General features: G+C 63.9%; 18 protein-coding genes. 8 read left to right on the forward strand and 10 right to left on the reverse strand.

What is annotated here, in order from left to right; translation table 11 throughout:
• Nucleotides 1–115: 115 nt before the first annotated feature.
• Nucleotides 116–2,158, reverse strand: a complete 2,043-nt coding sequence (locus JMJ54_RS14140) for a M3 family metallopeptidase (protein WP_203539199.1) — start codon at nucleotides 2,156–2,158, stop codon at nucleotides 116–118.
• Between the two features lie 94 nt (nucleotides 2,159–2,252).
• On the opposite strand from JMJ54_RS14140, the gene JMJ54_RS14145 reads away from it, so the two are divergent.
• From JMJ54_RS14145 to JMJ54_RS14175, 7 genes are all read left to right on the forward strand, one after another.
• Nucleotides 2,253–2,795: a gamma carbonic anhydrase family protein gene (locus tag JMJ54_RS14145; RefSeq protein WP_203539200.1), complete on the forward strand. Its 543-nt coding sequence runs from the start codon at nucleotides 2,253–2,255 to the stop codon at nucleotides 2,793–2,795.
• A gap of 19 nt (nucleotides 2,796–2,814) precedes the next feature.
• Complete coding sequence (gene tmk, locus JMJ54_RS14150; RefSeq protein ID WP_203539201.1) at nucleotides 2,815–3,477, forward strand: dTMP kinase; 663 nt, start codon at nucleotides 2,815–2,817, stop codon at nucleotides 3,475–3,477.
• Nucleotides 3,474–4,505: a DNA polymerase III subunit delta' gene (holB, locus tag JMJ54_RS14155; RefSeq protein ID WP_203539202.1), complete on the forward strand. Its 1,032-nt coding sequence runs from the start codon at nucleotides 3,474–3,476 to the stop codon at nucleotides 4,503–4,505. Before tmk ends, holB begins: the two co-directional genes overlap by 4 nt.
• Nucleotides 4,502–4,870, forward strand: a complete 369-nt coding sequence (locus JMJ54_RS14160; RefSeq protein WP_203539203.1) for a PilZ domain-containing protein — start codon at nucleotides 4,502–4,504, stop codon at nucleotides 4,868–4,870. Before holB ends, JMJ54_RS14160 begins: the two co-directional genes overlap by 4 nt.
• 76 nt (nucleotides 4,871–4,946) lie before the next feature.
• Nucleotides 4,947–5,723, forward strand: coding sequence for a TatD family hydrolase (locus tag JMJ54_RS14165; protein WP_203539204.1), 777 nt, complete (start codon nucleotides 4,947–4,949; stop codon nucleotides 5,721–5,723).
• Nucleotides 5,720–6,511, forward strand: a complete 792-nt coding sequence (locus tag JMJ54_RS14170) for an MBL fold metallo-hydrolase (RefSeq protein ID WP_203539205.1) — start codon at nucleotides 5,720–5,722, stop codon at nucleotides 6,509–6,511. Before JMJ54_RS14165 ends, JMJ54_RS14170 begins: the two co-directional genes overlap by 4 nt.
• Nucleotides 6,504–6,878 (forward strand): DUF2237 family protein, encoded by a 375-nt coding sequence (locus tag JMJ54_RS14175; RefSeq protein ID WP_203539206.1) that lies wholly within the window; start codon nucleotides 6,504–6,506, stop codon nucleotides 6,876–6,878. The genes JMJ54_RS14170 and JMJ54_RS14175 overlap by 8 nt, the downstream gene beginning before the upstream one ends.
• A 57-nt stretch (nucleotides 6,879–6,935) precedes the next feature.
• Here the strand turns inward: JMJ54_RS14175 and JMJ54_RS14180 are convergent, their stop codons facing one another.
• From JMJ54_RS14180 to JMJ54_RS14220, 9 genes are all read right to left on the reverse strand, one after another.
• Entirely contained in the window at nucleotides 6,936–7,361 is a 426-nt protein-coding gene (locus JMJ54_RS14180) for a DUF2541 family protein (protein WP_203539207.1), read from the reverse strand.
• 128 nt (nucleotides 7,362–7,489) lie between these two features.
• A complete protein-coding gene (locus JMJ54_RS14185) occupies nucleotides 7,490–8,092 on the reverse strand; it encodes a PqiC family protein (RefSeq protein ID WP_203539208.1) in 603 nt (200 codons plus the stop codon).
• Entirely contained in the window at nucleotides 8,089–9,729 is a 1,641-nt protein-coding gene (locus tag JMJ54_RS14190; protein WP_203539209.1) for a PqiB family protein, read from the reverse strand. The genes JMJ54_RS14185 and JMJ54_RS14190 overlap by 4 nt, the downstream gene beginning before the upstream one ends.
• Nucleotides 9,713–10,357 (reverse strand): paraquat-inducible protein A, encoded by a 645-nt coding sequence (locus JMJ54_RS14195; RefSeq protein WP_203539210.1) that lies wholly within the window; start codon nucleotides 10,355–10,357, stop codon nucleotides 9,713–9,715. The genes JMJ54_RS14190 and JMJ54_RS14195 overlap by 17 nt, the downstream gene beginning before the upstream one ends.
• On the reverse strand, nucleotides 10,354–10,986 hold the full coding sequence (locus tag JMJ54_RS14200) for a paraquat-inducible protein A (RefSeq protein WP_308438011.1): 633 nt from the start codon (nucleotides 10,984–10,986) through the stop codon (nucleotides 10,354–10,356). Before JMJ54_RS14200 ends, JMJ54_RS14195 begins: the two co-directional genes overlap by 4 nt.
• A 153-nt stretch (nucleotides 10,987–11,139) precedes the next feature.
• Complete coding sequence (locus JMJ54_RS14205; protein ID WP_203539212.1) at nucleotides 11,140–11,913, reverse strand: MetQ/NlpA family ABC transporter substrate-binding protein; 774 nt, start codon at nucleotides 11,911–11,913, stop codon at nucleotides 11,140–11,142.
• Between the two features lie 63 nt (nucleotides 11,914–11,976).
• A complete protein-coding gene (locus JMJ54_RS14210) occupies nucleotides 11,977–12,645 on the reverse strand; it encodes a methionine ABC transporter permease (protein WP_203539213.1) in 669 nt (222 codons plus the stop codon).
• Nucleotides 12,638–13,660, reverse strand: a complete 1,023-nt coding sequence (locus tag JMJ54_RS14215; RefSeq protein WP_308438007.1) for a methionine ABC transporter ATP-binding protein — start codon at nucleotides 13,658–13,660, stop codon at nucleotides 12,638–12,640. The genes JMJ54_RS14210 and JMJ54_RS14215 overlap by 8 nt, the downstream gene beginning before the upstream one ends.
• Nucleotides 13,661–13,831: 171 nt before the next feature.
• Nucleotides 13,832–14,389 carry a DedA family protein gene (locus JMJ54_RS14220; protein WP_203539214.1) on the reverse strand — a complete coding sequence of 186 codons (558 nt, stop codon included), beginning with the start codon at nucleotides 14,387–14,389 and terminating at the stop codon, nucleotides 13,832–13,834.
• 186 nt (nucleotides 14,390–14,575) lie between these two features.
• Between JMJ54_RS14220 and guaA the strand changes: the two genes are divergently transcribed.
• Nucleotides 14,576–16,165: a glutamine-hydrolyzing GMP synthase gene (gene guaA, locus JMJ54_RS14225; RefSeq protein WP_203539215.1), complete on the forward strand. Its 1,590-nt coding sequence runs from the start codon at nucleotides 14,576–14,578 to the stop codon at nucleotides 16,163–16,165.
• Nucleotides 16,166–16,194: the final 29 nt, after the last annotated feature.

Raw genomic sequence — 16,194 nt, forward strand, 5'->3', positions numbered from 1 at the left:
TCTGTGTCGGGTGGTTGTGTTTCCGGCCTTTCCCAAGCCGATTGCTGACGTGCCGGAGGTGTAGAAAAACAAAAAACCCGGCTTGTGCCGGGCTTTTTCTGATGGAGTAGCGGATTCAGCCGGACAGGCCGTTGTGGCGCAGCAAAGCGTCGATGTCGGGTTTGCGGCCACGGAAGGCAGTGAAGCTTTCCAGCGCCGGGCGGCTGCCGCCACGCGCGAGAACTTCGTGGCGGAATCGGGCGCCGACGGTGGCATCGACCACGTTGCCACTGGTTTTGGCGGCCTCCTCGAACGCCGCGTAGGCATCGGCACTGAGCACTTCAGCCCACTTGTAGCTGTAGTAACCGGCCGCGTAACCGCCGGCAAAAATGTGGCTGAAGCTTTGCGGAAAACGGTTGTAGTCCGGCGGTGTGGGCATGCCGAGTTCCTGCTGGATCTGCAGTGCCTCGGTCTGCGGGTCGACTTCGCCGGTGTTGCCGTGCAAGGCCATGTCGAAGATCGAGAAATACAGCTGGCGCTGCATGCCCGAGCCGGACTGGAAGTTTTTGGCGGCGAGCATCTTGTCGTACAGCGATTTCGGCAGCGAATCCCCGCTGTCGACGTGCCGGGTCAGTTGCGGCAGCACCTGCCATTCCCAGGCGAAGTTCTCCATGAACTGGCTCGGCAGCTCGACGGCATCCCACTCGACGCCGGAAATACCCGACACCGACAGCTCGTCGACTTCGGTCAGCAGGTGATGCAGCGCGTGACCGGTTTCGTGGAACAGCGTGATCACGTCGTCATGCGGCAACAGTGCCGGCTTGCCTTCGACGCCCTTGGCGAAGTTGCAGACGATCAGTGCCACCGGTGTCTGGACCGAGCCATCGGCGAGTTTGCGACGACCGCGGACGTCGTTCATCCACGCGCCGCCCTGTTTGCCTTCACGGGCGTACAGGTCGAGGTACAGTCCGCCGACGAGCGAGCCGTCCCTGTTCTTCAGGTCATAGAAGCGCACGTCCGGATGCCAGACCGGTGCCGCGCCCGGGACGAACTGCAGGCCGTACAGCTGTTCGACCAGCCGAAACAGACCGTCGAGGACCTTCGGTTCGGTGAAGTACTGCTTCACTTCCTGTTCGCTGAACGCGTACTTTTCCTCGCGGATGCGTTCGGAGACGAAGCCGACGTCCCACGCTTCCAGCGTGTCGTAGCCCAGACTGGCTTTGGCCCAGGCTTCCATTTCGGCACGATCGGCCTGCATGTGCGGCTTGGCACGTGCGGCAAGGTCGCGCAGGAAGCCGAGCACCTGCGCCGGCGTTTCGGCCATCTTGGTCGCCAGCGATTCTTCGCTGAAGCTGGCGAAGCCGAGCATCTGCGCGCCTTCCTGGCGCAGCGCATGGATTTCCTTGATCAGCGGCGTGTTGTCGCGTTCGGCCGGGCCGAATTCGGACGCGCGGGTCACATAGGCGTGGTACAGCGTCTCGCGCAGCTGGCGGTTTTCGGCGAACTGCATCACCGGCAGATAGCTCGGCATTTTCAGCGTGACCTTCCAGCCGGTTTTACCATCGGCTTCGGCGCCGGCGCGTGCGGCGGCTTTCCAGTCGTCGGGCAAGCCGGCGAGTTCGGCCTCGTTGTCGACATACAGCGCGAACGCGTCGGTCGCGTCGAGGACGTTCTGGGCAAACTTGGTCGTCAGTTCGGACGAGCGCTCCTCGATCTGCATGAAGCGTTCTTTCTGATCGTCAGGCAGTTCGGCACCCGACAGTTTGAAGTCGCGGATTGCGTGTTCGACGATGGTGCGGCGGGTTTCGTCGTAGCTTGCAAACTCCGGGCTGGCCGCCAGCAGTTTCCAGCGTGCGTAGAGGTTCTCGTTCTGGCCCAGCTCGGTATAGAAATTCGAGATGCGCGGGATATTGGCGTTGTAGACCTCGCGCAATTCCGGTGTGTTGACCACCGACTCCAGATGCGCGACGGCGCCCCATGCGCGGCCCAGCTGCTCCATCGCATCCTCGGACGGTGCGACGAACGAATCCCACGTTGGCGATTCGACGGTTTCGGCTTGGGCGACCGCTTTGCGTGCCGCCTCGAGCAGCACGTCCAGCGCCGGGTTCACGTGTTCGGGGCGGATGGCGTCGTACTGGGGCAGGCCGGTCAGGTCGAGCAGCGGGTTGGTCTGGGTCATTGTGAGGTCTCGGGTAGAATCGTCTTAACAGCGTAGATGCGCCTTGCGCGCGTGCTTTTCAAGGTCAAACCACGACAGGATTTCAAGGATAGTCATGGCAATCGAACAATTCGACGGAATCACGCCGGTACTCGGTGACGGAGCCTGGGTGCATGCAAGCGCGCAGGTCATCGGCGACGTTTTTCTTCGCAGCAATTCCTCCATCTGGCCCGGTGCGGTGCTGCGCGGCGACGTCAACCACATCCAGATCGGTCACGATTCGAACGTGCAGGACTGCAGCGTGCTGCACGTGACGCACAAGCGTCCGGACGATCCGGAAGGCGCGCCGCTGATCATCGGTGACCGCGTCACCATCGGCCACGCGGTGATCCTGCACGGCTGCACCATCGGCAACGAGGTGCTGGTCGGCATGGGCACGATCATTCTCGACCGCGTCGTGGTGGAGGACCGGGTGATGATCGGTGCCGGTTCGCTGGTGCCGCAGGGCAAGGTGCTCGAGTCGGGCTATTTGTATCTGGGTCGGCCGGTGAAGCAGGTGCGGCCGCTGACAGAGGAAGAACTGGCGCATTTCAACTATTCGGCGGCGCACTACGTGCGGCTGATGAAGAAGTACCGCGATCAGCCGGCAACGTCCTGAGCGTGAGACAATCGGCGTCATGTCCGAACATCTTTCCGAACTGAGTTTGTTGCCGGCGCGCTTCATCAGCGTCGAAGGCGTCGATGGCGCCGGCAAGAGCACCCAGCTGGCGTGGCTGGCAGACTGGCTGAATGGCCGCGGCATCACGCCGGTGCTGACGCGGGAGCCCGGTGGCACGCCGCTGGGCGAGAAGCTGCGCGCGCTGCTGCTGTCCGAGCCGATGGATCTGGAAACCGAGGCGCTGCTGATGTTTGCCGCGCGGCGCGAGCATCTGGCGACGGTGATCGAGCCGGCGCTGGCGCGCGGCGAGTGGGTCGTCAGCGACCGCTTCACCGATGCGACGTGGGCATTCCAGGTCGGCGGGCGCGGACTCGATCCGGCCAAGTTCGCCGCGCTGGAAAACTGGGTGCAGCAACGCGGCGAAACGCTGCTGCAACCGCATCTGACCTTGGTGTTCGACGTGCCCCCCGACGTCGGTCAGGCGCGCATGGCCGGGCGCGATGCGCTCGACCGTTTCGAGCAGGAAGCCGCCGATTTTCATGCCCGCGTCCGCGCCGCCTATCTGCAACGCGCCGAAGCCGATCCGCACCGGGTCAAGGTGATCGACGCCGCGCGCAGCATCGAGGCGATTCAGGCCGATCTGGCCATCGACGTGCCGCGCTGGCTGCGGGGCGAAGCATGAGCGATTACAGTCTGTACCCGTGGCAGGCCGTGCCGTGGCGGGCGCTGACGGCGAATCTGTCCCAGTTGCCGCATGCGCTGCTGCTGACCGGGGCGGCCGGTATCGGCAAGCGGCGCTTTGCAGAGCGGCTTGCCGCGATGCTGCTGTGCGAATCGGCCGACCGGCGTGCCGCACCGTGTGGTGTCTGTGACGGCTGCCGGTGGTTCGCTGCCGGCAATCATCCGGACTACCGTGTGCTGGCGCCGCAGGATGAAGCCGACGAAACGGCCGAGGATGCCAAACCGGCGAAGAAGAAATCGGCACTGATCACCGTCGACGACATCCGGGACCTCGGTGACTTCGTCAACCTGACCGCGCACCGTGGCGGCAACCGGATCACGCTGGTCTACCCGGCCGAGGCGATGAATACGGCTGCGGCCAATGCCTTCCTGAAAACGCTCGAGGAGCCGCCGGCCGGTGCGCGCTTCATTCTGGTGTCGCACCAGTGGCGCCGGCTGCTGCCTACGATCCGCAGTCGTTGCCGGGTTTTCCCGCTGCCGATGCCGGTGCCGGAGCTGGCGGCACGCTGGCTGGGCGAGCAGGGTGTCGTCAATCCGCAGCTGCATCTGGCCCACAGCGGCGGTGCGCCGCTGGCGGCGCTCGACGATGCGTCGGCCGAATGGCTGCCGTGGCGCACCAAGCTGCTCGATGCGCTGGCCAGCCCCGGCGGGCTCGACGTGATCGGGCTGGCCGCCGAATACGACCGGGCCAAGGTCGAGATGACCCTGATCGTCGATTGGTTGCAGAAATGGGTGCACGACCTCGTCGCGTTCTCGATGGCCGGCAAAGTCCGTTATTATCCGGATCGGTCCGAAGCGCTGGCCCGACTGGCGCCGCGTGCTGCCGAACTGCCGCGCTTTGCCGAACGCCTGATCGATGCACGCCGATTGGCGACCCATCCGCTGAACGCACGCCTGAACATCGAGGCGCTGCTTTACGATTATCTGGCCGCCCTCAAGGGCGCCACGCTCAAGGGAGAGCGACGATGAGCGAAGATTTCCGCCAGCAGGCTACCTCGCGCCCCGGGGTGCTGTCGCTGAACATCAAGGAAAAGGCCGCGCTCTACGCGTCCTACATGCCTTTCGTCAAAGGTGGCGGCATCTTCATTCCGACCGGCAAGCCGTACAGGCTGGGGGACGAAGTCTTCATGCTGCTTTCCCTGCTGGACGACCCGGCCAAAATCGCCGTGTCCGGCTACGTGGTCTGGCTGACACCGGCCGGCGCGCACAATAATCACCAGCAGGGCATCGGTGTGCGTTTTTCCGGCAACGAGGCCGGCGCGCAGGCCAAGGCCAAGATCGAGGGGCTGCTCGGCGGCTATCTGCAAAGCGCCCGGACAACCCACACGATGTAGCCCGTTCTGGATACGGGACCACGATGATTTACACTCAGGGCTGCATTGCAGCCCTGTGCCGTTTCAAGAGATAGCCATGTTTGTCGATTCGCACTGCCACATCAATTTTCCCGAGCTCGCCGAACGCCGCGAGGAACTGCTCGCCGCGATGGCCGAGAACCGCGTCAGCCATGCACTGTGCGTGTCGGTGAACCTGCCCGAGTGGCCGAGCGTGATCGCGATGGCCGAATCGGCACCGAACCTGTTCGCCTCGGTCGGCGTGCATCCGGACTACGAAGACGTGGACGAGCCGACCGTCGAGGGGCTGGTCGAGCTGGCCAGGCATCCGAAGGTGATCGCGATCGGCGAAACCGGGCTCGACTACTACCGGCTCGAAGGTGATCTCGAGTGGCAGCGCGAACGTTTCCGCGTGCATATCCGCGCCGCGAAACAGACCGGGCTGCCGCTGATCATCCATACCCGTTCGGCATCCGACGACACGATCCGCATCCTCAGGGAAGAGGGCGCCGATATGGTCGGCGGCGTGATGCACTGTTTCACCGAGAGCTGGCAGGTGGCGCAGGCCGCTATGGAACTGGGTTTCTACATCTCGTTCTCCGGCATCGTCACCTTCAAAAAGGCCGAAGAACTCAAGGAAGTAGCGAAGCTGGTACCGCTCGAACGGATGCTGATCGAGACCGATTCGCCGTATCTGGCGCCGATGCCGTTCCGCGGCAAGACCAACCAGCCGGCCTGGGTGCGTCACGTCGGCGAGCACATCGCCGACCTGCGCGGTATCCCGGTCGCTGAAGTCGCCGAGGCCACGACCGCGAACTTCTTCAAGCTGTTTGCCAGGGCGCAGGCCGCGGCATGAGTAGCAAGGTCGAGGTCACGCTGCTCGGTGTCGGCTCCAGCGGTGGTTCGCCGGCACTCGGCTGTACCTGCCCGACGTGCGTATCGGATGATCCGCGCAACCGGCGCACGCGTGCCTCGGCAGTGATCCGTGCCGGCGGGCAGACTTTCCTGATCGATACCGGACCTGACCTGCGGTTGCAGGCGCTGCGTGAAAACCTGCTGCGGGTCGACGCGGTGCTGTACACGCACCCGCATGCCGACCATCTGAACGGCATCGATGACCTGCGTGCCTGGTGCTGGTTGCAGAAGGCCGCGCTGCCGGTGTTCGGTAACCGCTTGATGCTGACGCACATCCGCGAACGCTTCCCGTACACGCTGTTCGCGCCGAACGAGTACTGGGACAAACCGGTGCTGCAGCTGCACGAGGTCGAGCACGAACCGTTCGAGTTCAACGGCGTCACCGTCGTGCCGATTCCGCTGCTGCACGGCAAATGGCCGATCCTGGGCTTTCGCATCGGCGATGTGGCCTACCTGACGGATGTCTCGGATATCCCCGAATCCAGCCTGCCCTTGCTGGAAGGGCTCGACGTCCTGTTGCTCGACTGCCTGCGCAATCAGCCGCACCCCACGCACCTGAGCGTTGATCAGGCGCTGGCTGCCGCAACGCGGATCGATGCGCGTCAGACCGTGCTGATCCACATGACGCACGAACTCGAATACCACGCCCTGTCGGCTCGTCTGCCAGAGAAGGTTGTCGTTGGCTACGATGGCATGACACTTGTCAGCGAGAGGGCGGGCCATGGCTAATGGTCGATTCAACGTACTGGGCGAGCCGCTGGTGCCCTGCAGCATCACGCCGCTGACCGGCTTCCGGCGCGACGGTTGCTGTGCCGAGCATGCCGATGATCCCGGCCAGCACACGGTGTGTACGCGCCTGACCGGTGATTTCCTCGCGTTTTCCCGCGAGCAGGGCAACGACCTGAGCACGCCCCGTCCCGAGTACGGCTTTCCGGGGCTCAAGCCCGGCGACCACTGGTGCGTGTGTGCCGCGCGCTGGGTCGAGGCCTTGCTGGCCGGGCATGCGCCGCCGATCATTCTGGCGGCGACCGACGAGTCGATTCTCGACGCGGTGTCGCTGGAAACGCTGGTCGCCTACGCCGTCGACCGGCCTTGAGTCGATGTGAAAACGGCGCCTTGCGGCGCCGTTTTCAATTGCACTGGTTCGGGCGGATCATTTCATTCCGAACAGGGTGACGTCGGCCTTGCCATGCCCCTTGCCGCGGGTGTCGTACCAGAAATCAACCCGGCGCACGCTGCGCTTGCCCGCGCCACGCAGGTCGATGATCCGGCTTTCACCGCCCTGGGCGATCGCCTGACGAACTTCGATATTGTCACGGCCGCCGTTGTCATAGGTGACGGTCATGTGCTGCATGTTCAGCGGTGCGTCCGAGACGCGGAATTTGAGCCGGCGGAAATTGTCGTAAGGCCCCTGGACCACAATGGTGTCGTGATCCTGGCCCAGACTGGCGTGGGTGGTGCCCAGCACACGCCAGCTGCCCGGTGCGCCCGGATTGGGCGAATTGGCGTGGGCACCGGTCGAAACCAGCGCGCCCAGCATCAGCAGCAGGCCGGCGGTACGGCGGATGGATGGCAGCATGGATGTCCCCTTGTGGTGTCGTTTTTAAGGGGGGCCATTGCACCGTTCCTGCTTGCCGCGGGCAAGCGCAATACGAACTTGACCGCGGCTTTTTACTTCTCTATAGCAACCAGTTTGAGCGCCGGTCCTTACTTCGCCGGTGCGGCCATCAACGGTTTGAGTTGCGTGCCGATCTGTTGCGAAAGCTTGGCCACGAGTCGCCCGTGTGCGGCGATCAGGCTGTCATAGCCGCCATCCTTGGCCGCCTCGCTGGCACTGAAGCGGCCGCTTTTCACCGGCTTGCCGCTGGCGTCGCTGACACGCCAGAGCGCATCGAGCGTGGCCGAGCCGCCCAGAACCGAATCAAAACGCTGGATGTCGATCGCCAGACGGTACTGGGCTTCGGCACCGGCGGCCTGGTTCGGCGTGGCAACCTGCGTCCCGAGCTGGCGACCCAACTGGTCGGCCACCGCTGCGGCCAGGTCACTGCGCAGCGGCTGGATCCAGCGTCGCTGATCCTGGATGCGCAGCTCGCCGGACTGTTGGACGACGAGCTGCGGCCGGTCGACGGCTTCGGGCAGCGTGACCGCGCTGATCGCGACCGGCACGCTGGTGTTGCCGCCCACGGCAGGTGCATCGGTCAGTGCCGTGCTGCCCAGACTGTAGAAGTACTCCTTCGGTGCGCTGGCGCAGCCGGCAACGACGAGGGCGGTGATCCCGGTGGCGAACAGCGTTCGGGTAAAGCGGGTCATGGTTGGTCCTCCGGTTTGCCGCGCAGCAGCGACTCGGGATGGCGTTCGAGATAATCGGTCAGGCTGCGCAGCGATTCGGCGGCACGGCTGACTTCCTTGAGGGTGTTGCCCAGATTGGCTTGCAGCGGCGAGCCTTCGGCCAGCACTTGCTGGGCGGTGGCCAGCGTAGCCTTGGCCTGGGCCAGCGTCTTGCCGGCTTCGACCGCGACTTCGCCATCCAGCCGGTCGATCAGCTTGTCGGTGCGGGTGATGGTGCCGTCGAGGTTCTGCAGCGCCTTGCGCAGGTCGTTGCTGATGCCTTCGAACGGAATGCTGTCCACCTTCTTCAGAATGCTGGCCGCCGTATTCTGCATGTCGCCAAAGCTGCCCGGCGTGGTCGGGATCGCCACCAGTTCGGTGTTCCAGTCGACCTTGGCTTTTTTGGCACTCGGGAAGAAGTCGAGGGCGACGTAAAGCTGCCCGGTCAGAAGGTTGCCGGTGCGCAACTGTGCGCGCAGGCCATGTTCGACAAAGGCATCGATGATCTTGTGGTGAGCAGCGCCGTTCTCGTCGAGCGGATTGCCGGTGCCCTTGCGGTAGCGGGCCTTGAGCCGGTTCGGGTAGATCAGCACTTCGACCGGGAACAGCAGGTTCTTGGCCTTGCGGTCGTACTCGAGGCTGATCGACTTGACCTCGCCGACCACGATGCCGCGGAAGTCGACCGGCGCACCGATCGACAGGCCGCGCAGGCTTTCCTGGAAATACATCACGAAAGTCTGGGCATCGGCCTCCGGCGTTTTCATCGCCAGCACCTGATCCGGGAACAGCTTGAACGCGGCATTTTCCGGCGCACGTGCCGTGCTGCTGGCGTCGTCCGGCTCCTGGAAGGCAATCCCGCCGGCGACGATGCTCGCCAGCGATTCGGTCCGGACCCGGAAGCCGTTGGCGTCGAGGCTGACGTCGAGGCCGCTGGCCTGCCAGAAGCGGCTTTGCAGCGTCACGTACTTGTCGTACGGCGCGTTGACGAAGACCGCCATCGAGACGCCCTTGCCGTTGTCGTTGAGCTTGTAGCCGGTCACCTGACCGACCAGGATGCGGCGGTAATAGATCGGTGAACCCACATCGAGCGAGCCGATTTCATTGGTGTTGAGCACGAATTGCCGTCCCGGCAGACCCGAGGTGACGATGGGCGGGGTTTCCAGTCCGGTGTAGTGCCGCTGGTTGTCCGGGCTCTTGCCGATGTCCATGCCGATGTAGGCCCCCGACAGCAGGGTGTCGAGCCCCGAGACGCCGCCGGCGCCCACGCGGGGGCGGACGACCCAGAACCGGGTGTCCTTGACCAGCATGCCGTCGGTGTCCTTGGCCATCTGCGCGGTGGCGACCACCGACTTGCGGTCGGGGGCGAGGGCAACGCTCTTGATGACGCCGATGTCGACGTCCTTGTACTTGAGCTTGGTCTTGCCGGCTTCGATGCCTTCGGCAGAGCGGAAACTGATGGTGATCTCGGGACCGCGATCCATCACGGTCTTGACCGCCAGCCAGCCGCCGACCAGCGCTGCGATGATCGGAATGATCCACACCAGCTGCAGCGTGCGCTTTTTGGGCGGGTCTTCCTTGGCCTGCGGCAGCTCGCCTTGCGGGTCAGTGGTTTGCGTCATGGGTTTCTCCTGGTATTTCTTGTTCTTCGTCGACCGGATCCCAGATCAGCCGGGGGTCGAAGCTCATGGCCGACAGCATCGTCAGCACGACGACAATGGCAAAGGCAACGGCGGCGGGGCCGGCGGCAATCGATGCGAGTGACTGCACTTGGACCAGCGCGGCGAGGATGGTGACGACGTAGATGTCGAGCATCGACCATCGGCCGACGAATTCGACCAGACGGTACAGTCTGGTGCGCTGTTGCGGTGCCCAGCGCGAGCGGCGCTGGCAGGTGATCAGCAGCAGCAGGATGGCGATCATCTTCAGCAGCGGCACCATGATGCTGGCAAAGAACACCAGTGCCGCGATCGGCCAGTCGCCGGAGGTCCACAGGTAGACGACGCCGCTGAGGATTGTGTCGGACTGGGTACCGACGATCGAACCGGTAATCATCATCGGCAGGGTATTGGCCGGGATGTAGAGGATCATCGCCGCGATCAGCAAGGCCCAGGTCTTGGCCAGACTGCCGGGTTTGCGAAAGTGCAGCGCGCCGCCGCAGCGCGGGCAATGGCCATGTTCATGGGGCAGGCGCGCGAGCAGGCCGCAATCGTGGCAGCCGGCCAGGCGCATCTGGCGGGCGGTGGTCATGACAGCTGCTCCAGTCGTCGCCAGATCTGGTCCGGGTGCAGGGTGCCCATCATCGCGGCCATCAAGGGGATCAGCAGCATCAGCGCCCAGAGCGAGGGGCCGGGGATGACCGCCGCGTAGGCCATCAGCTTGACGATCGAGACCAGGATGCCGAGCAGGTAAACCTCGATCATTCCCCAGGGCCGGGACAGGTGCAGCAGCCGCAACAGCTCGGCTGCACCGGGCGGGCGATAGCCCAGCTGCAGCGGAGTCAGCAGGTAGACGAGCAGCAGCATCGTCAGCGTGGGCACGACCAGCGTGGTCAGCGCGACCATGATCGCCACCACCGGCACATGGGTGGTCCACAGGTGGGCGATGGCGCCGAGCATGCTGGTCGACAGCACGTTGCCCTGCATGTCGATCGCGACGATCGGGAAGGCATTGGCGACGATGAACAGCAGTAGCGACGCCGTCGTCAGCGCCAGCGTGCGGTTCAGGGCATCGGGGTGGTAGCGGTAAACGACTGCGCCGCAGCGGCAGCAGCGAACAATGCGCGAGGCTGGCGGGTAGCGCAGCTGCTGGAGTTGATCGCATTCGTGGCAGGCGACCAGCTCCTGGGTCTGGGTGACCGGATCGCGGTCATCAGGCACTGGCAACGGGCATCTCCAAATCAGAGTAAGCGGTTTGCGAGAGGGTATGCCGGTGGAATCGGACTTTGGTGTAAGCATAACCGATGCATGCTACGAGTGATGCAACAAAAAGCCCGGCTGACGCCGGGCTGTTTTTACGCTAGGAGCCTGGCATTAAAACGCCGGCACCACGGCGCCCTTGTACTTGTCGAGGATGAACTTCTTGGTGGCCGGGCTGGTCAGTGCGGCCGACAGCTTCTTCAGCGCGGCGCTGTCCTTGTTGTCCGGGCGGGCAACGAGGATGTTCACGTACGGCGACTGGCTGCCTTCGATCGCCAGCGCATCCTTGGTCGGGTTCAGCTTGGCTTCGAGTGCGTAGTTGGTGTTGATCAGGGCGATGTCGACCTGGTTCAGCACGCGCGGCAGCATGGCGGCTTCGAGTTCCTTGATCTTCAGCTTCTTCGGGTTCTGCACGATGTCACGCTGGGTGGCGGACAGGTTCGACGAATCCTTCAGCTTGATCAGGCCGGCCTTTTCCAGCAACAGCAGCGCGCGGCCGCCGTTGGTGGCGTCGTTCGGGATCGCCACGGTGGCGCCTTCCTTCAGGTCGGCCAGTTTCTTGAGCTTGGTCGAGTAGATGCCGAACGGCTCGATGTGCACGCCGACCACGGTCACGAGGTTGGTGCCCTTGCCCTTGTTGAATTCGTCCAGATACGGCTTGTGCTGGAAGAAGTTGGCGTCGAGCTTCTTCTCGGCGACCTGCACGTTCGGCTGCACGTAGTCGGTGAACACCTTGACGTCGAGCTCGACGCCTTCCTTGGCGAGCTGCGGCTTCACGAACTCGAGGATCTCGGCGTGCGGCACGGCGGTTGCGCCGACGACGAGCTTGTCGGCTGCGGTGGCGTTCAGTGCCACGGCGGCAGCGATCAGAGCGAGGATCTTTTTCATTGCTTTCTCTCCTTGTGGGACTTTCGATGAGCCGGGCGCATCCGGATGGGGAGGCCCGACGGTTTACTTGCGGGAAAAATGGGTGACCAGACGGTCGCCGGCCATCTGCAGCGCCTGGACCAGCACCAGCAGCAGGATGACGGTGACGACCATCACGTCGGTCTGGAAGCGCTGATAGCCATTGCGGACGGCAAGGTCGCCAAGGCCACCGCCGCCGACGAGGCCGGACATGGCCGAGTACGACACCAGCGTGATCGCGGTGACCGTTGCAGCGGCGAGGATGCCGGGCAGGGCTTCGGGCAGCAGCGCGCCGAACACGATCTGCCGTGTCGTCGCGCCCATGGCCTGCGTGGCTTCGATGATGCCGCGGTCGACTTCGCGCAGTGCGGTCTCGACCAGACGGGCAAAGAACGGCGTCGCGCCGACGACCAGCGGCGGCACCACGCCGGCCACGCCGAACGACGTACCGGTGATCAGCGTGGTCAGCGGGATCATCACGATCAGCAGGATCACGAAGGGCACCGACCGCAGCACGTTGACGACGAAGGACAGCAGGCCGTAGACCACCGGTTGCGACAACAGCTGGCGCTTGCCGGTCAGGAACAGCAGCACGCCGAGCGGCAGGCCGAGTACCAGCGTGAACAGCAAGGACCAGCCGAGCATCGAGAACGTGTCATGACAGGCTTGCCACAGGTCGATCCAGTCGACGTTGGGGAGCAGGGTTTCAAGCATCGCGCAGTGCCTCGACGGTCAGTCCTTCGGATTCGAATCGGGCCAGCGCGGCATCAATGTCGCCGCCGGTCAGGGCCAGCGTCAGCTGGCCGTACGGCGTGTCCTTGATCCGGTCGATCCGGCCGGCGAGGATGGAGAAATCGACGCCACAATCGCGGGCGACCTTGCCGAGCACCGGCTCGTACGTTGCTTCGCCACGGAACGTCAGCCGGACGATGCGGCCGGGCACGTGGGCGAAATCGTCGTTCTGTTCGTTTTCGTCGACGTGTTCGGATTCCTGCACGAAGCGCTTGGTGGTGATGTGCTTCGGATGCAGGAAAACGTCGGCAACCGGGCCGTGCTCGACGATCTTGCCGCCGTCGAGCACCGCGACGCGATCGCAGATCGTCCGGATCACGTCCATCTCGTGCGTGATCAGCACGATGGTCAGGCCGAGTTCGCGGTTGATTTCGGCCAAGAGCCGCAGCACCGATTGCGTCGTTTGCGGGTCGAGCGCACTGGTGGCTTCGTCGCACAGCAGGATTTTCGGCTCGGTCGCCAGCGCGCGGGCGATACCGACGCGCTGTTTCTGGCCACCGGAAAGCTGGCTCGGATACTTGCTCGCGTGCTCGGACAGGCCGACGCGCGCCAGCAGCTCCGCGACGCGGGCATCGGTTTCGGCGCGGCTTTTCTTGCCGGCAAGCCTGAGCGGGAAGGCCACGTTGTCGGCGACGGTCTTGCTCGACAGCAGGTTGAAGTGCTGGAAGATCATGCCGATGCGGCGGCGCAGTGCCCGCAATGCATCGTCATCGAAACGGGTGATGTCGTCACCGTCGATCAGCAGCTCGCCACCGCTGGGGCGCTCGAGCAGGTTGATCAGGCGGACCAGCGTGGATTTGCCGGCGCCGGAGTGGCCGATCATGCCGAAAATTTCACCGGGATTGATCGTCAGGTCGATGCCCGACAGTGCCGGGATGTCTTGTCCGCTGACGCGATAGGACTTGTGGATGTTCTTGAACTGGATCGTGGTGGTCACAAAGCAACCTTGTGGGCGCGTGCGGTCTTGGGTGTCTCGGCTTTTAGCCGCAAGGGCGGTATTTTAGCCAAGCGCTATATAACGGCAAAATCTTTCTGGAGATAAACAAATCTCACAAGGGAATTATGCACTTCGGTTGTAATCCGGGCCGAGGCTGGCAGTCCTGCCGGACTAACGGTTGCGGCGCCAGCGGTGGCGCAGGACTGCGACGAGCAGTGCCGCACCAATGACACTGATCACGGCAATGGCTTCATAGTGGCTGGCGCCGGCGAACAGCCACTGTACGGACTGGCCGAAGGCGTAGCCGGCGCCGCCGACGACGGTGGCCCACAGCGCCGCCCCCAACAGATTCAGCACGACAAAGCGGCGGATCGGGATGCCGCTGCTGCCGATCATGATCGGGCCGACGATGCGCAGGCCGTACATGAAGCGGATGCCGATGATCAGGCCCGAATGATAACGGCGAAGCAGCGCGCTGACGCGCTCGGCCGCCGGCTGCCAGCGCGGAAAACGGGCGATCAGCTGCGGGCCGAAGCGGTGGCCGAGCAGGAAGAAGACCTGATCGCCGAGCGTGCCGCCGCACAGCGCCGTCAGCAGCACCAGCGGCAACGATAGATAACCTTCGTGCGCGGCAAAGCCGGCGAGGATCAGCACCGTTTCGCCTTCGAACAGGCATCCGATGAACACGGCGAGATAGCCGTATTCGGACAGCAACTGGGCAATCGACATCCGAAGGCCTTGAACCGGAAACCGAGATGCTGTCAGCGTAGATTGCCGTGGCAAAGGGCGCTGAGGCTTGCATCGGCGGGGGCACACAAGGCGGCGGACTGAGGCCGGTAATCCGGCATGCTCGCGGCCAGTGCTTTATCGCGTTAAAATAACGGGTTACCCGTCACCTGAAATCTGGAACCGGCAATGGATCAAGCCCTGGACAAAATCCTCATCCTCGACTTCGGCTCGCAAGTCTCCCAGCTGATCGCACGGCGCGTGCGCGAAGCCCATGTGTACTGCGAACTGCACCCGTTCGACATGTCGATCGACGACATTCGTGCGTTCAACCCGAAGGGGATCATTCTGTCCGGCGGCCCGAACTCGGTGTACGAGAGCGACTATCAGGCCGACCCGAAGCTATTCGAACTCGGTGTGCCGGTGCTCGGCATCTGTTACGGCATGCAGTGGATGGCGCAGGAACTGGGTGGCAAGGTGGAAGGGGGCGACAAGCGCGAATTCGGCTACGCCGAAATCCGCGCCCGCAATCATTCGCAGCTGTTCAACGGCCTGCAGGATCGCACCAACGCCGAAGGCCACGGCCTCTTGGACGTGTGGATGAGCCATGGCGACAAGGTCACCGCCTTGCCGGCCGGCTTCCAGATGATCGCCGAAACGCCGTCGTGCCCGTACGCGGCGATGGCTGACGAAACGCGCCACTTCTACGGCGTGCAGTTCCACCCTGAAGTGACGCATACCAAGCGCGGTACCGACATGCTGCACCGCTTCGTGCTCGGTATCGTCGGCGCACAGCCCAGCTGGACCATGCCGAACTACATCGACGAGGCGGTGAAAAAAATCCGCGAGCAGGTCGGCAATGACGAAGTGATTCTGGGCCTGTCCGGCGGCGTCGATTCCAGCGTTGCAGCCGCGCTGATTCACCGCGCGATCGGCAGCCAGCTGACCTGCGTGTTCGTCGATCATGGCCTGCTGCGCCTGAACGAAGGCGATATGGTGATGGACATGTTCGCCCGCGGTCTGGGCGTGAAGGTGATCCGTGTCGATGCCCGCGATCAGTTCATGGGCCATCTGGCCGGCGTGACCGATCCGGAAGCCAAGCGCAAGATCATCGGCCGCGAATTCGTCGAAGTCTTCCAGGCCGAAGCCCAGAAGCTGCCGGCCGCCAAATGGCTGGCGCAGGGCACGATCTACCCGGACGTGATCGAATCGGCTGGCGCCAAGACCAAGAAGGCGCACGCGATCAAGAGCCACCACAACGTGGGCGGTCTGCCGGAAACGCTGAACCTCCAGTTGCTCGAACCGCTGCGCGACCTGTTCAAGGACGAAGTACGCGAACTGGGTGTCGCGCTGGGTCTCTCGCACGAGATGGTCTACCGCCACCCATTCCCGGGCCCGGGTCTGGGCGTGCGCATCCTCGGTGAAGTGAAGGCCGAATATGCCGAGCTGCTGCAACGTGCCGACGCCATCTTCATCGAAGAGCTGCGCAACACCGTCGACGAACACAGCGGCAAGACCTGGTACGACCTGACCTCGCAAGCCTTTGCCGTGTTCCTGCCGGTGAAGTCGGTCGGCGTGATGGGCGACGGCCGTACCTACGAATGGGTGGTGGCGCTGCGCGCCGTGGTCACCAGCGACTTCATGACCGCGCACTGGGCCGAGCTGCCGTACAGCCTGCTGGGCCGCGTGTCGAACCGCATCATCAACGAAGTCCGTGGCCTGAACCGCGTGGTGTACGACGTGAGCGGCAAGCCGCCGGCAACGATCGAGTGGGAATAAGGCTGAAAGGCCGTCACCCGAAAGCCCGC

Origin of the sequence: Jeongeupia naejangsanensis (genome assembly GCF_016865585.1) — a bacterium.
GTDB lineage: Bacteria > Pseudomonadota > Gammaproteobacteria > Burkholderiales > Chitinibacteraceae > Jeongeupia > Jeongeupia naejangsanensis.